This is a genomic window from Pedobacter sp. MC2016-24, from assembly GCF_015223055.1.
Lineage (GTDB): Bacteria > Bacteroidota > Bacteroidia > Sphingobacteriales > Sphingobacteriaceae > Pedobacter.
In genome coordinates, this window is the sequence record NZ_JADFBX010000001.1 from 136,537 (window position 1) to 151,949 (window position 15,413).

Genomic DNA, 15,413 nt, shown 5'->3' on the forward strand with positions numbered 1-15,413 from the left:
AGACCCAGACCAGAATCAAACATGAACCAAATGTACATATAAAAATCTAAAAAGCTGCTAATTTGAAAATAGATCCTCCACACCCTTACTTCTTTGCTATACGATATAATTTTCCACTATCAGTCAGACCGTATAAAGCACCATCTTTACCGGTTACAAGCGCGCGCCAACGCTCGTCCCTATCCTTTAACAAACGCTCTTCACCGACCACCCTATTCGCTTTAATTACCAGTCTGGCGATATGTGATCCACTCAAACCTCCTACAAATAGGTTGTTTTTCCATTCAGCAATGTTACCGGTATAAAAAGTTATGCCTCCCGGTGAAATGGTAGGATCCCAATAGTAAATGGGTTGGGTGGTGCCTTTTTTCTGCTGTATCCCTTCACCTACCTTTTCTCCACTATATTCTATACCATAGGTAACCAATGGCCAGCCATAGTTATTTCCTGGTTTTATAATGTTAATTTCATCTCCACCTCTGGGTCCAAATTCAGCTTCCCAGAGCTCACCTGTCTGAGGATTCCAGGCCAGACCATCTGGGTTACGTAATCCATAGGCGTATATTTCAGGTAGCGTATTAGCTTTGCCTGCAAATGGACCGCCAGCAACGGCTTTACCAGATTTGGTGATGTGTATAATTTTGCCAATACCAGCACTTAGGTCTTGTGCCTTCATGCGGATATCACTGCCACTTCTTTCCCCTGTGCTGACAAACAAATTACCTTGCTTGTCAAATACGATACGCCCACCATATTGTAGCATGTCTTTATATGGAGGATTTGCCCGGTATATTACCTCGACATTTTCTAATTTGGTTTCATCTGTTGATAGCTTGCCTTTAGCAATAGCCATTAATGAACCTCCCTTTGTTTTTTCTGCATACCCCCAATAGATCATTCGGTTAGTGGCGAAATTTGGATCAATCGTGACGTCTAACAAACCACCCTGGCCACCGAACAATACATTTGGGAAACCAGTTATTTGTTTATCAAACCCACCGCTGGCTTTTAAGATGCGCATGCTTCCCGCTTTTTCAGTTACTAAAAAACGGCCGTCGGGTAGTACATGTATACCCCAGGGGTTTTTCAGACTACTATTGATAATGCTTACCACGATGGGTGTTTTAGTTTTTACACCGCCAATACGTGTCTGCCCTTTAAAGGCGGGTTTATAATTGCTGTTCGGTTTTTGCGTTTCAACAGGTGCGGAGGTTGTATCACGCTGCATAGATGCAGCTGCATGAGCAACAGTCGTACAAACAGAAAAACTCAGACCCAGCAATATTGCACTCTTATATCGAATCATATATTAAAATTATTTTGATTGTAAAATATGGCTTTGCTAAAATAATGAAATAAAGACAATTATAACTATGGGATCATAAAGTCTCAACTCTTAAACCGAAATGTAAATCATCAGTTAAACAATCCACACATTATGTTGTTTCTATGTAACGACAATGGTTCATGATTAACTATCAGCGCGATTAGAAAAGTGACTCTTCTTGTTGTTGTAACAAACAATTACTACGCTAACCGATAACGCAAGAATATCAGTCAAAATTATATGGGAAAATCTGAACAGAATTTGTCGATAAACGGCCTTACCAACAAACAGTTTCTTGTCATCGCTTTTGAAGCCATCAAATATCTTGGTTGGCGAATCAGATTTATATCTGATGCCGGCGTAATCGCCTATACCCAAAATAGCGAATATTCATGGAATGGAGAGCTCACCGTTAAATTGGGGCAGGATACGGCAAATATTCAGTGCGTTTCCATATCTGGAGGTATAAATGATTTTGGACAGAGCGAACGTGCAGTTTCACAGTATATCTCAGCATTTGAAAAATTGACTACAGCATTTACTGATGATGAAATTCGCCAAAAATATAAGATTTACAAAAAGGATTTTTTGCCTCCATATGAGGATACGTTAAAGCCCGACATTACACCTAAGTATAACTTTTCTGGTGGGTTCCTCTCCTATTTTAAGCCCAGAGCAGGTTATTGCGTAACTCCTATCTTAATCGATTTGAACATTTTGATTTTTCTGGTCATGGTATGCACTGGCGTATCTGTATTTCAGCCTGACGGAAAAAGTATGATTGGTTGGGGTGCTAACGCAACAATCTATACCCTGGATGGACAGTGGTGGCGGTTGATCAGTAATTGCTTTATCCATTTTGGTGTTATTCATTTGCTGATGAATATGTACGCGCTTTTTTTTGTGGGATTATTATTGGAGCCTTTTCTGGGTAAGGCAAAATTCATCACTGCTTATTTGCTTACGGGTATTCTTGCCAGCCTGGCAAGCCTCTGGTGGCATGACAATACCGTGAGTGCTGGCGCCTCAGGTGCTATTTTTGGGATGTATGGTGTATTTCTCGCATTGTTAAGTACAAATCATATTGAGCGTTCCATGCGCAATGGTTTATTAGCCAATATTGGTGTTTTTGTGGTTTATAATTTAGTGTACGGTAGTTTTAAAGGTGGAATAGATAATGCTGCCCACTTAGGCGGCTTGCTTAGTGGCGTATTGATCGGTTATGCGTTTATGCCCGCTTTGCAAAAACCGGATAGTACCAGAATAAAAAAAATCATATTGGTTTCAGTATCAGTCGTTGCGATTATTTGTTCGGTTGTCATTTATGACTTGCTGTCAACAAGCGACCGGCTTACTTATCAAAAACGAATCGTGGAGTTCTACAATCTGGAAAGCACCGCTTTAAACGAACTTAAAGAATCGGGTGATAAATCTGAGCAAATGCTTCGATTAAGCCTGCAGAAAGGCATGGATTGCTGGAAGCGAAGTATTAATCTGATCACAGAATTAGATCATCTTAAGCTTTCTGAAAAACTGCACAAGCGGAATAAAATACTTATTCATTATTGCCAGCTCAGGCTGCAAAGCTATCAGTTGATAAGCCAGAACATAAACCTGGACGCTGGTATTGACATGCCGCAAGTACAGCAGATTAACAAACAGATAAAATCAACAATTGATGAATTATCTTCACAATAATTGTGTAGATCGTTTTTAAATTGGTCTGTTTGCCAGATATTCACTTACCTGCTCTCCCAGGCCGGGCAAAATTTCTTTAACCACAAGCCCCTCCCCGCACCAAAACTTCCCCTGGTCAGACGTATCTTGCCAAATCGTTCCGAGTAGGGTATGTTCGTCGAAAATCGCATATTTAGGTTCTTCACGATCAGGGATAACCAGCAATTTTTTCATCTTTCCTTCAATCATTACCTCGATTTCAAAAGGCTCCCATTGTTCAGCTATTGTTCCCATTGTTTATTAATTTAATGATTACGGTTACCAAGATACAAAATGTAGTAACAGACTGATACGTTGAACAGCTGACTCGTCAGAATGTTTCCCGAAATTTGGTTTACCCTATTTTTTCTTACTGCGGCTGCCACGCTCGGTGGATGTTCCCCATTTTTTATTGAATAGTGATATTTTCCAGCATCAGGTAATTAAAGTTCAATATTTCGTTCATTTCCTTCAAGGGGTCATAATTGCCGGCAAATTGTGCAGCGTAAACATCAGCGTACAGAAAGACATGTGCCTGCCCCACCTTTTTATATTTGAGGCAAAAAACAGAACGGATAACGGCCTTTTGTTTCTTGTCATCATAATCAAGTTCATAGCCTGTCAGATCACCATGATCTGCTTTAAAGATTATGCGTTTCGGATTTTCCTTCATCCAGTCATCGAGGTGAAAAGTTGCCGGATCTGTTGATACCCAAATGGCCAGTTGCTTTAACCCATAATTCTTTTTTAGGTGTTGGATATCATATACCACCGCATTTTTTACAAATGTCCCAATTTTGATAGCACCGAATTGCTGTGTTTTAATCTGCCCGGATTTCTTAAGTTCAATTTCCTTAGGGACCAATAAAGTGATTGCTTTGCCTTGATCGTCTTCAATCGCCAGGCTCTTTTGTGGTAACTTTTGCAGAGGCTCCAATACGATCTGCGGACTGGCCTTTAATTGCAGCTTGAACGCATTTATTTTTTCAGCAACCGCTTTCTGCTCCAGGAGTTCATCTTTGATATGATCCTCATATTCGGCTTTCGAAATCCGGACAAATTCCAATACCGTATTTTTAGATTCAGTCATGGTAGCAAGGTCCTTGAACATTACTTTAAAAGTATCCCTTTCAAATGATTGCTTATACATTTGGTAATAGTCTGTTTTCGCAATCTGCAACTGCGAAAGACTTTTGAAACTGGAAAGTCCGATGCTGAATTTTGCAGGCAAATCGAAATACAAACTATCCCCTTTCTTTATAAAATGAAAATTATAGTCCAGGATTCCTTGCATAATATCCTCGGTTAAGCCTTTAAAAGGTGTTTTGTCCTCCCTGTAAATGTTGTTTATTTCCCAATATGTTTCCCCATCCTGCGGTTTGCAGTTTAAACTGGCCATTACCATCATAACCAAAATCGTTGTATTTCTGATATTAATAAACATAAGTTCCTTTTTGAGCTAAAGCGGTATTGTCATAATAATAAGACCAAACTACGTAATTTAGACCAGTAATTATCAGCAATGCTCTTCCCATTTCACAATTTTTGTAGAAACAAATCAGATTTAATATCCTGTTCTAATCACATAAAATCCGTAATGAATATTTTCTAATGACTCTTTAAATAAAACCATCCAGTCTTGGTACTGATCTAATTCATTCCTTATTTTTGATGCTTGTATTAAAAACGTATTTTTGACAAATACCTACATCCCTTACCTTACACACATGGAAACTATCCAATCGCTACGCGATGAACTCGCGGAATACAAAATCCGTGAAAAGGAAATGGCTTCGCGTATTGAAGAATTATCAGACTTTATTGAAAACGCTGCTCTCCCTTTACATTGGGTAGACGGGCAAGGGACTATTGTGTGGGCAAACCAAGCTGAACTGAATGCCTTAGGTTACACTATAGCGGAGTACGTTGGCTCAGCCATAACCAAATTCCATGTGGATGAAGACGTGATTGATGACATACTGACGAGATTGATCAACAATGAAACACTTGAAAATTACAAAGCCAGACTTAGATGCAAAGATGGTACGATCAAACATGTGTTGATCAGCTCAAATGTATTTAGGAAAAACGGGGAGTTCATCCACACCCGCTGCTTTACCAGAGATATCACCACGCTTGTTGTGGAACAGGAAAGAAAGGCCGAATTGATCCGTAAACTCGAAGAAAGTGAATTGCGTTTGCAAATGGCCAATGACATTATCGAGTCGTCCTTTGATGCCATCATCAGCAAAGACCTGGACAATATCATCACCAGTTGGAATGCCTCTGCTGAGCGAATGTATGGATATAGTGCAGCGGAAATGATTGGTAAATCGACACTGGTGTTGCTGCCGGAATCGCTCCGGGAGGAAGAACAAGAAATACATACCCAGCTTAAAAGAGGCGAAAGGTTGACTCATTTTGAGACGCAACGCTTAACCAGGGACAAAAAGATTGTGGATGTCTCACTTACCATGTCGCCAATATTTGATTCCCGGGGCAACATTACCGGGGTATCCAAAATTGTCCGGGACATTACCGAGCGTAAACTGGAAGAACAGCGTAAAAATGACTTTGTTGCTTTAGTGAGTCACGAATTAAAAACACCGATCACATCGATACTCTCTTATGTTCAGGTGCTGCTCTCCAAAGCGAGAAAAACAGAAGACAATTTTGCCATCCTATCGCTTACCAGGACAGAAATGCAAGTCAAGCGAATGACCAATATGATTAACGACTTTTTAAATGTCGGAAGGTTGGAACAGGCGAAAATACAGCTTTCGAAATCTGAATTTGAGCTTCATATCCTCATTCAGGAAATTATCCAGGAAACTCAATTGCTTCAAACCAGTCACAACATAGAATGCCGTCACTGTCAAGCCATAATCTTATACGCTGATCGCGATAAAATTGGACAAGTCATTAACAACCTGATCAGTAATGCCATCAAATATTCGGCTCATAAAAGCACCATCACAATATCCTGCGAGATCGTGGAAAAAAATGTGAACATATCCATTATTGACCAGGGCGTTGGCATCAGCAAGAAGGATCAGGAGCAATTGTTTCAACGTTTTTATCGCGTAGATGACGACCGGATCAAAAATGTCTCAGGTTTTGGTATTGGTCTGTACCTGGTTTCGGAAATTTTGCGTTACCACAATACTACCATTGAAGTGCAGAGTGAAAGAGATAAAGGTTCCATATTTTCGTTTTCCTTACCTTTCCTGCGTTAAGGAAGCTGTCTGCCAAAATAAGAAAAACATCAAAGCACAAAAAGGCCTGGCTAAAAGCCAGGCCAGTTGCTATATCAATTCTGTTTCAGTTGACTAAACTATTTAGGCAAACGTTGGTGGTAAGTCTCGATTTCCCTTAACGCCTCTAAAATTCCTGTACGTTGTCTTTGTAGTAAAACAATGTGATCGGCATGTGAAGCATAATCTTCCAATACTTTATCGTACTTGTCTATGGCAGCCTGCTCTCCAGTTTCAACAGCGCCTAAAATCGCCGCATCTTCTTTGCTACTCAACGCCTGCTTAATGTCAATCCAGGTGCGATGCAAAGCGCCCAAAATACCACCTTCTTCATTTTCGGAATCCCCACCATGCTGCGCAATGTGCGCTTTCAACTCTGCAGCAAAATCAGCGCGCTGAGCAGCATACTTCAAAAACAAAGCCTTCAGCTCAATGCTATCAGTAGCCTCACTTGCGGATTCATAACCCTCTTTTCCATCATTTACAATATTGACCAATCCTTTCAGGTCGCTAATGATCTCATTATTTGTTTCCATAGGTATATAGATTTTTGTCTTAACAGAACAACACTTCAGTAAGAATGTTTATCAAAATACCATAAATGTTATACAAGCTTTATAAAAACGATTCTTTTCAAACCATTGGATCGAAAACGCGTTAAATATGATACATCATTACGGGAAATCACATGAATACACATAAAACAAATTACACGGTAGGTATAGGCGCATCGGCGGGTGGATTGGAATCTCTTAGTGAATTCTTTCAGCACATTCCGGCAGAACTGAATATGGCTTTTGTGGTAGTCACCCACCTACACCGCGACCACAAAAGTATTTTAGACAGGCTCTTAAAAACAGATGCCAGACTACCGGTGCACAGAGTTGAAAAAGACATAAAAATAGAACCGGGTAACATCTATGTACTTATTGAAAATACACAACTTCAAATTAAAGACAGCGAACTCAAAGTTAAAACCCGTGACAAAAAAATTCTAAACTCCTCGATTGATATCTTTTTCGAATCCCTGGCTGAAGATTATGCAGACAAAGCTATAGGCATAATCTTGTCAGGGGGCGGCAGTGATGGTCTGGAAGGCGCCAAAGCAATTTCCAAAGCCGGTGGTCTGATCCTGGTGCAAGACCCGCTTTCGGCTAAAGCTGAGGGGATGCCTAAATCCATCATTGGACACGATCATCCTTCAGCAGTACTCCGTCCGGGTGAACTGGCAGAAAGACTCGTTGAATGGTGCCAGCCTGCCAGGGAACATGGTCATGCGACATAGAAACAATGATTTTCTTTTTGGCAGCGTAAACCAGAAGGTACTTCTTCGGGGATACAAAGGCGTTTTTTCATTTCATGTTTGTTCGCATAGCTGAAACGAACCAGTGCTAAATATAGTAAACTTAAAAAAGGAATTCCAACATCAACCAGTTGTAAGTATGGCTTTCAATTGATCCAAAAAATCAATTTGACGCCCATTGATATATAGTTTAGCCTCATCAAAAGAAAACCAGGCTCCTTTATCCACCTCGGGAAAATTCATGATCTTGCCAGATTTGGGCGGCCACACTAAAGCAAAAGTATTACAGGTCATATTTGAAGGGTCCAAATCTCCGGCCACCGCCCAACAATGAACCATCTTACCGGCTTTTTGCACTATTGGTTTCAGCTCCCTGAAATCACCCTCAGGTAAATAACCAGTTTCCTCCTGAAACTCACGTAAGGCTGTGGCCAATAATACTTCTCCTTTTAATGGCTCCCCTTTGGGGATCGTCCACCAACCCTGATCCTTATTTCGAAAAAATGGACCACCCGGATGAACCAGAAATACTTCGGGTACCTGAGCTTTAATTCTATACAACAGAATTCCAGAGCTAATTGATTTCATAAGAGTAATTAAACACGTAAACGTATTATTTACAGGGAAGGAGTAGCATCAACGCCACATCCGCCAGAGCGTATCGTCTCCAGAGCGAATCGCTTCCTTGAACTCTTCCAGGAAATCTTCCGCCAAATTCTTCGGCTTAACTATATTGACGATTTGTGCTCCTTCGAAACTCACTGAAGCGGAGATCATTTCCTTTTTTGCACTTATTCTTTTAAGATATTTGATCAGATTCGAAACACGTGTTTTCATAATTAAGATGTTAAGTAGGACTATATCAATCAACAGGTAGCTAACCTTATTGTTTCGCGAAATGTCTATTTTCTCAATTCTCTTCAATTACCTATTTCAGGTAAATTAAAACCATATCTAAAGACTCTTGTTATAAAAAATACATCAATTGAATAACATAAAAACAACCCTAAAAGTCGACCTATGAATTATCAAAAAATCATCAAAAGTGCCCTAATGAAACAAAGAGACGACAGTCTGACTGCGTTTGCACTCATAGCCGGACTTGCTGCTGGAGCTGCTATAGCTGTGCTGTTCGCACCAAGATCCGGACGTGACTCCAGAAAACTACTGGCTGAAAAACTGAACCTGAAAGCAGTTCCACCTCATCCTCATGAATTGGAGGACCACATATTCGATGACCTGCGGGAAACCGTACGTGATCATGCCGATCATTTGCAAGGGCCAGAAAACAAAAGAAAAGACCCGAGCCAGATCAAAGTACCTTCGGCTGGAACAACAGCATGGAAGAAACAAAGTGTAACTACCTAGCCATGCGTTTTGATACGATGTTTACTTTGAAACATCGTATCAAAACTTAAGAATATGTCCAATCAATCAATTGCTTTAATGCTTTTTTGATTTCAGCTTGTCCTTGCTCCTGGTTCAGATCTATACCGCAGAATGGATTCTCCTGAATTTTAGCGTGAAGTGTGAGGTAGTAGATTCCACCCATCAACAAGGCATATATTGCTCTGAAATTCTTGTCCCGATCCACAAAATATTTATCAATGACGCTACTCATGATCTGATCCCCCGTATTTTCACGTTTCAGATCCAATGCTTTTAGCAAAGGGAGCTTCTCACTCAATCCCCAGCTAATGATCCGTCGCATTTCCTCATTCCCCATAAGGCTGTCAAATTGATGTTCCAAAACAGAATATGCCATTCCTTTTCCAGCATCGGCGCGGCTTGTTTCAACAATGTGATCTATATCTTCTGAGTTGATCTTCCAATAATCATTTGCATTCAGATATTCCTTCACCACTCCTTCAAGCCCTCCAAAATAATCGTAAATTAACCTTCTGTCTACCTTTGCCCTTTCGGCAACCTTGCTCAGATTCAGGCCGGAAAAACCCTTTCTCTTTAAAATGTATCCCACCGCAGCGATCAGATTTTTCTTTGTCCGTTCCTTATTTCTAAGAGGACCATCTGTAACTTTCCTTGCCATTTTATTCAACTTTAAAGCAAGGTGCAAATTTTTGAGACAGCATCAAAATATAGCCTTTTCAACATTGTATTGATTTTCAGGCCAAAATTAACCAAATACAGACTTAGCTTTCTCAACCGCTTTAGCCAGATCTATCCCTTTGCCCAACACGCCTTTAAATAAATCCCCGGTTTCTTTTAACCTGTCTAAAGCGTTAAATATGGTAAAATCCTGCATACGCATTCCTGCTTTCACTTCTTCCCAGTCAAGCGGCATGGAGACCGTTGCCCCCGGCTTAGGTCTGAGCGAATAAGGTCCGGCAATGGTGGCAACAGGTCTGTTCTGTAAAAAATCCAGATACATCTTTCCATTACGATTGGCTATGGTCCTTTCCAGACTGGTGAATTCAGGAACCTGCTGGTGAATCAATTTTACCACCAGCTTAGCAAACAATTGTGATTGATCATAGGTATATTTAGCGCCTAAAGGGATGTAAATGTGCATACCTGTAGATCCTGAAGTTTTAGGATAACAAGGTACACCAATCTGATCCAGCACCTGTTTGACCATTTGTGCCACCTGAATTACCTGATCAAAAGTATTCTTATCCGGATCCAGGTCGATGACACAGTAGTCCGGATTATCCGGAGAGGCGCTCCGGGAAAACCATGGATTCATTTCAATACAACCCAATGAAGCCATCCATAACAATGCAGCCTCGTCATTGCCAAGCAAATATTCTTTATGCTCACCATCGCCTGTGGTATAAGGAAAGGTATCGGCCCAATCTGGTGCTTTACCCTTTACATCCTTTTGATAGAAACCTTTACCATGTATTCCGCCTGGAAAGCGATTCAGAGACATGGGCCTATCTTTCAAATAAGGCAATATGAAATCAGCCACCTGGTAGTAATAATTGAACATGTCCCTTTTACTCACCTTGTCTTCTGGCCAGTACAACTTACTTAAATGTGTAAACTTGAGTTCATGCCCATTTACTTTACGGACCTGGGTTTCATCTTTAGGATTTAGCAAGGTTTTGCGTCCGGTAATTTTTGGCGGACGAATCGCGGCGGCATGTTGGTCTTTATGGACAGCTTTGACTGCCTCCGGCTCAGGCAAAGTGGAGGCTACCATAGCTTTGGTCTCGATCTCTGATTCTCTGACCACTTCTTTTGCTTTCTTGTCAATCCGCATTCCTTTAAAAGAAGGATGGCGGAAAACCCCGTCAGTAGTCACTTCTGAAAAAGAAACTTCACAAACCAGTTCCGGTTTAAGCCACACTGCTTTCGCTTTGGGTGGATTTGGGCGGAACCTGGATGGTTTATTGACGTCCGGAACATCCGAAAACGGACTCTTGTCTATGATCAATGGTTTAAACTGAGCCATCATTTCTTTCTGGTCTTTGTCGTTGAATCCTGTGCCAACCTTACCTACATACTGCAAATGTCCATCTTGATATACCCCCAGCAATAATGAGCTGAACTGTTTGGATGTTCCTGCATTTTTTGTAAAACCTGCAATTACGACTTCCTGACGTTTGTGAACTTTAATCTTCAGCCAGTCGCCAGACCGGTTATTCCGGGTATACATACTATCAGATTTTTTAGCGATAATGCCTTCCAGTCCCATTTTTCCGGCGGCTTGAAAAAACTCGGTACCCTTGTCCTTAAACACTTTACTCAATCGCACCCGATCGTCATCCTGTGGTAAAACAGCTGCTAAAATCTCCTGCCGTTCAGCAAGTGGAAGTTCAGTCAGATCTCTCCCATTGAACCAGATTACATCAAAAACATAATACACCAGTTCACCATCCGCTTCACTGCGCCAGTTCTGCAAATCACCAAAATTGGAAACCCCTTGTTCATTAAGCACCAAAATCTCCCCATCTACCACGATTTCCAATTTCCAGCCCTGCAGCAATTGTGATATGGGATAAAACTTTTCATTGAAAGGTTTATTGTTCCGGGAAAGCAGTTGTACATCCCCATTTTTTAAAGAGAATCCCAAGGCCCGGTAACCATCCCATTTCACTTCATAGGTCCAATCCGGACTGTCAAAAGGCTTGTCCACCAGTGTCGCCAACATGGGTTTCATGCCAATCGGAATTTTCGACTTACGGCCTTTTTTGATTAAAGATGAAATTTCCTTCGTGGTTTCCTTTGTGGTTTCCTTTGCTGGCCTTGCAACGCTTTGCTGATCATGCTGTTTGATCTGTGCTGTCTGACCGTGTTGCCAAACCTGGTCGCTGTTTTTTTCCATCTGTTCAATGGTCTTTTTAGAAATCACAGATTTATCCATTTTGGTAATGTCACTTGTGGAAGCGTAATCATCTTTATGCTTGATTAACAGCCAGCCATTCTCACCCATGCCATGAGTTTTAACTAAAGCAAATTCTCCTTTCAATTTTTGACCATGTAAAATGATCTTCAGTGAACCGGAATTTAACTGATCCATCAGGTGCTTTTCCTGTGCCTTTTTACCCTTAATCTTTTCGATAGGTTCATAAGTTCCTTCATCCCAGACAATCACCGTACCACCACCATACTCCCCTTTCGGGATTAATCCCTCAAAATCTTTGTAATCAAAAGGATGATCCTCCACCATCATTGCCAAACGCTTCGTTTTAGGATCTGTAGAAGGTCCTTTAGGTACAGCCCAGCTCTTTAGGACGCCGTCCATCTCCAAACGAAAATCATAATGCAAACGCGAAGCATCATGCTTTTGAATCACAAACTGCAATTTATCATTCTGCTTAGGCTTACCAGATTTCGGCTCAGCCGTTCTGGTAAAATCTCTTTTTTCATTATATTTTTTAAGACTCATGATCATTAAGTTTAGTCTATTGTCATCATCAGGGGCTGATAGATGGAACAGACTGTTCATCAGAATGTTTCCGAAAATCATGATTTGCTTAAATTTTTATCTATACTCCGGACTGTTAAACTTTTAAAGCGTTATTTGCATATTTGTCCATCACAATTATAATTGATCATCCATGTATCCAAATTTCATCGCTCACCTTAAAAAGCACATTTCATTGAACGATGAGGAAGTGGAATTGCTACTTTCTTATGTAAAACCATTCAGCACCCGGAAGAAAGATTTTCTGATTAAAGAAGGTCAGGTCTGCAAAGCCAATTACTTTGTGGAGCAGGGTTTACTCAGGATGTTTTTCATCAATAATAAAGGAATTGAACAGACCACACAATTTGCGCTTGAAAAATGGTGGATAGCAGATTACATGAGCCTGACCATGCAGACAGCTTCTCATTTTTATATCCAGGCTGTTGAAGCATCTACAATCATTTCCGTACCGCACCATAAGCAAGACGAATTGTTAAAGCAATTGCCACAACTTGAGCATTACTTTAGGTTGATGATGCAACGTGCTTATGCTGCAGCACAAATGCGGGTTAAATACTTTCATGTTTATTCTAAAGAAGAAAACTACCGCCAGTTTGTGAGTTTATTCCCGGATTTTGTTCAACGCATTCCTCAATATATGCTGGCTTCTTATTTGGGACTTACTCCTGAATACGTAAGTGAATTGAGAAAAAAACAGTTGTAAATCATTTCTTAAACCAGTTTAAGTTTTGGAAAGAAAGGCTGTTTTATCTTTGACCTATCATTTAAATATTAAAAGAAATGGAAAAGAGAATAAACATTGCAGAACTTGAACCAATAGCTTATAAAGCATTGTTAGGCCTGGAAAGCTATCTGGCCAATACCAATATCAGTAAAACATTAAAAGAGTTGATAAAAATCAGAGCTTCTCAAATTAACGGCTGTGCATTTTGTATCCATATGCATACTACAGATGCAAGGAAACAAGGTGAAACGGAACAACGCATTTATCTGTTAAATGCCTGGAAAGAAGTTCATGGTCTTTACACGGCAGAGGAAAGAGCTGTTTTAGCCTTAACAGAAGAAATGACATGCATTGCAAATGGTGGTGTTTCTGATGAAACCTATAAAAACGCAGGTGCTTTTTTTGATGACAACCAATTGGCGCAAATTATGATGGCGATTGTTACGATCAATGGCTGGAATAGGATTGCAATTGCCACACAACAGCAACCAGCTTAATGCATTCCAGCCCATTTTTTTGCTGGGCTGGAACCTTTAATTTCATTGGAATTAAAAGACAACAATCGCAATAAATCAATTATTATGCTTTGTCCTTAATTACCTTAATGTCAGCTTGCATTTCTTTGATTATTGCGGTTAAACTATGGATATCCTGTATTTCAGGTATTTGCCTGGTATGATGACTGTAATACTGCCAAAGCTCCAGTACTTCAGAAACCGGTACCGTATAAGGTTTGTAAAGACTGTTATAAGATTCCATTAATAATCCCCCGGAGGTGAGACTGACCTGCTTAAAAACAAAATCCTGTGTCCCTTTAAGAATGGCAACACAAAGCGTTTGAGGCTTTAGGCTGTTCCAATTTTCGATATAAGTGCAAATCAGTTCAGAGGCATCCGGAAAGGGCAACATGGAATCTCCTGCAATGGGAAACATACGATAGGTTTTTCCATCTGGCAGGTTAGGCAGGCTAAATTTTGGTAAGGTGGCAATAAAATCCGGATCATTAAATCCCGACTGGTAACCTGCCTTTGCTTTTACAGGAACATATTCCAGGTTCTCTTTATTGTGTTGATCTACCGTAATGGCTAAAACACGGATTTGTCCGCCTTTGATGTAAACATCATTACCTGCTTCAAGTTCACGGAGTTTTAGACTTCCGAGCTTGCCCAGATCTATACGCAGTAAACTATCAATGCTGATCTTAAAATATGCAGATAGGTTAATGACATCTTCAAAGGGTGGCGTTTTTGTTTGTCCGCTTTCTATTGCAGCAAGTTTGGAGCGCTTGATTTTTAATGTATTGGCCAATTCTTCCTGACTCAGCTTTCTGCGCTCACGTAGAAATTTGAGGTTGCTTCCAAAAAAAACTTTTTGATCAGTCATCATATTTTGTTATTATTGATGTCAACATGTTGTCATTTATAATGACAAATATAGGTGATTAAATTTAATAACAATGGAACGTGCGGAAAATAAGATTGAAATTATTGAAAGACTGAAACAACAGATCTTATCTATGCAGGGCTTTAAAGCACCGATAGCCCAGCCAATTTCTACAAATCTGGGATCGATGGAGTCGGCTTTTCCAAACCAGATTTTCCCTGGTGGTGTGATCCATGAATTCTTAAGTCCGGATGCTGAATCGGCAGCGGCGACCAGCGGTTTTATGGCTGTCTTATTGAGTCAGCTGATTGGGCAAGGCACAGGACCTTGTTTATGGATTGGTAGCAAACGTACACTCTTTCCTCCCGCTTTAGCCTTTTTTGGTATTCAGCCTGACCGGATCATTTTTATAGACCTGAAAATGGATAAGGACATCTTGTGGACCGTTGAAGAAGCCTTAAAATGTGATGCCCTTTCAGCAGTGGTAGGTGAAATTAGCGAAATTAGTTTTTCTGAATCCCGGCGTCTGCAACTTGCTGTAGAACAAAGCCGGGTAACCGGATTTATGCACTGCTTTAATCCCGATAAGATCCGCAATACCACTTCAGTTGCCCGATGGAAAATTAGTCCCATAGCCAGCGTACTTGAGGAAGGTATGCCTGGTATAGGTCATCCGCGCTGGAAAGTTGAGTTAATCAAAATACGTAATGGAAAACCGGGTACATGGTATATGGAGTGGCATACAGATCATTTTAAATACCTGACAAAACCCAATTTAGTTGCTTCAATATCATTAGAAAAAGCAGGATAAA

General features: G+C 40.5%; 16 protein-coding genes. 7 read left to right on the forward strand and 9 right to left on the reverse strand.

Annotation, left to right across the window (positions count from 1 at the left end):
* Nucleotides 1–85: 85 nt before the first annotated feature.
* Nucleotides 86–1,306 carry a PQQ-dependent sugar dehydrogenase gene (locus IM797_RS00660; RefSeq protein WP_228098660.1) on the reverse strand — a complete coding sequence of 407 codons (1,221 nt, stop codon included), beginning with the start codon at nt 1,304–1,306 and terminating at the stop codon, nt 86–88.
* Between the two features lie 261 nt (nt 1,307–1,567).
* Between IM797_RS00660 and IM797_RS00665 the strand changes: the two genes are divergently transcribed.
* A complete protein-coding gene (locus tag IM797_RS00665) occupies nt 1,568–3,025 on the forward strand; it encodes a rhomboid family intramembrane serine protease (RefSeq protein ID WP_194125163.1) in 1,458 nt (485 codons plus the stop codon).
* A gap of 15 nt (nt 3,026–3,040) precedes the next feature.
* Here IM797_RS00665 and IM797_RS00670 read toward each other — a convergent pair whose 3' ends face one another.
* Both IM797_RS00670 and IM797_RS00675 read right to left on the reverse strand, forming a co-directional pair.
* Nucleotides 3,041–3,298 carry a hypothetical protein gene (locus tag IM797_RS00670; protein ID WP_194125164.1) on the reverse strand — a complete coding sequence of 86 codons (258 nt, stop codon included), beginning with the start codon at nt 3,296–3,298 and terminating at the stop codon, nt 3,041–3,043.
* A gap of 154 nt (nt 3,299–3,452) precedes the next feature.
* Nucleotides 3,453–4,487 (reverse strand): hypothetical protein, encoded by a 1,035-nt coding sequence (locus IM797_RS00675; RefSeq protein WP_194125165.1) that lies wholly within the window; start codon nt 4,485–4,487, stop codon nt 3,453–3,455.
* Nucleotides 4,488–4,770: 283 nt separating this feature from the next.
* On the opposite strand from IM797_RS00675, the gene IM797_RS00680 reads away from it, so the two are divergent.
* Entirely contained in the window at nt 4,771–6,279 is a 1,509-nt protein-coding gene (locus IM797_RS00680; protein WP_194125166.1) for a PAS domain S-box protein, read from the forward strand.
* A 98-nt stretch (nt 6,280–6,377) separates the two neighbouring features.
* Here the strand turns inward: IM797_RS00680 and IM797_RS00685 are convergent, their stop codons facing one another.
* A complete protein-coding gene (locus tag IM797_RS00685; protein WP_194125167.1) occupies nt 6,378–6,833 on the reverse strand; it encodes a PA2169 family four-helix-bundle protein in 456 nt (151 codons plus the stop codon).
* A gap of 152 nt (nt 6,834–6,985) precedes the next feature.
* Here IM797_RS00685 and IM797_RS00690 point away from each other — a divergent pair, with 152 nt between their 5' ends.
* The gene (locus tag IM797_RS00690) at nt 6,986–7,582 is read left to right on the forward strand and encodes a chemotaxis protein CheB (protein WP_194125168.1); all 597 of its coding nucleotides are present in this window, start codon (nt 6,986–6,988) and stop codon (nt 7,580–7,582) included.
* 141 nt (nt 7,583–7,723) lie between these two features.
* Here IM797_RS00690 and IM797_RS00695 read toward each other — a convergent pair whose 3' ends face one another.
* Complete coding sequence (locus IM797_RS00695) at nt 7,724–8,188, reverse strand: NUDIX domain-containing protein (RefSeq protein ID WP_194125169.1); 465 nt, start codon at nt 8,186–8,188, stop codon at nt 7,724–7,726.
* Nucleotides 8,189–8,236: 48 nt separating this feature from the next.
* Nucleotides 8,237–8,437 (reverse strand): hypothetical protein, encoded by a 201-nt coding sequence (locus tag IM797_RS00700; RefSeq protein ID WP_194125170.1) that lies wholly within the window; start codon nt 8,435–8,437, stop codon nt 8,237–8,239.
* Between the two features lie 183 nt (nt 8,438–8,620).
* Here IM797_RS00700 and IM797_RS00705 point away from each other — a divergent pair, with 183 nt between their 5' ends.
* The gene (locus IM797_RS00705) at nt 8,621–8,968 is read left to right on the forward strand and encodes a YtxH domain-containing protein (RefSeq protein WP_194125171.1); all 348 of its coding nucleotides are present in this window, start codon (nt 8,621–8,623) and stop codon (nt 8,966–8,968) included.
* 46 nt (nt 8,969–9,014) lie between these two features.
* Here IM797_RS00705 and IM797_RS00710 read toward each other — a convergent pair whose 3' ends face one another.
* On the reverse strand, nt 9,015–9,647 hold the full coding sequence (locus IM797_RS00710) for a TetR/AcrR family transcriptional regulator (RefSeq protein WP_194125172.1): 633 nt from the start codon (nt 9,645–9,647) through the stop codon (nt 9,015–9,017).
* A gap of 87 nt (nt 9,648–9,734) precedes the next feature.
* Nucleotides 9,735–12,452, reverse strand: a complete 2,718-nt coding sequence (gene ligD, locus IM797_RS00715; protein WP_194125173.1) for a DNA ligase D — start codon at nt 12,450–12,452, stop codon at nt 9,735–9,737.
* Nucleotides 12,453–12,624: 172 nt separating this feature from the next.
* Between ligD and IM797_RS00720 the strand changes: the two genes are divergently transcribed.
* Together IM797_RS00720 and IM797_RS00725 are read left to right on the forward strand one after the other, a co-directional pair.
* Nucleotides 12,625–13,197: a Crp/Fnr family transcriptional regulator gene (locus IM797_RS00720; RefSeq protein ID WP_194125174.1), complete on the forward strand. Its 573-nt coding sequence runs from the start codon at nt 12,625–12,627 to the stop codon at nt 13,195–13,197.
* 77 nt (nt 13,198–13,274) lie between these two features.
* Nucleotides 13,275–13,715 (forward strand): carboxymuconolactone decarboxylase family protein, encoded by a 441-nt coding sequence (locus IM797_RS00725; protein WP_194125175.1) that lies wholly within the window; start codon nt 13,275–13,277, stop codon nt 13,713–13,715.
* An 82-nt stretch (nt 13,716–13,797) separates the two neighbouring features.
* Here IM797_RS00725 and IM797_RS00730 read toward each other — a convergent pair whose 3' ends face one another.
* Nucleotides 13,798–14,604: a helix-turn-helix domain-containing protein gene (locus IM797_RS00730; protein ID WP_228098661.1), complete on the reverse strand. Its 807-nt coding sequence runs from the start codon at nt 14,602–14,604 to the stop codon at nt 13,798–13,800.
* Nucleotides 14,605–14,674: 70 nt separating this feature from the next.
* Between IM797_RS00730 and IM797_RS00735 the strand changes: the two genes are divergently transcribed.
* Complete coding sequence (locus IM797_RS00735; protein ID WP_194125176.1) at nt 14,675–15,412, forward strand: ImuA family protein; 738 nt, start codon at nt 14,675–14,677, stop codon at nt 15,410–15,412.
* Nucleotide 15,413: the final 1 nt, after the last annotated feature.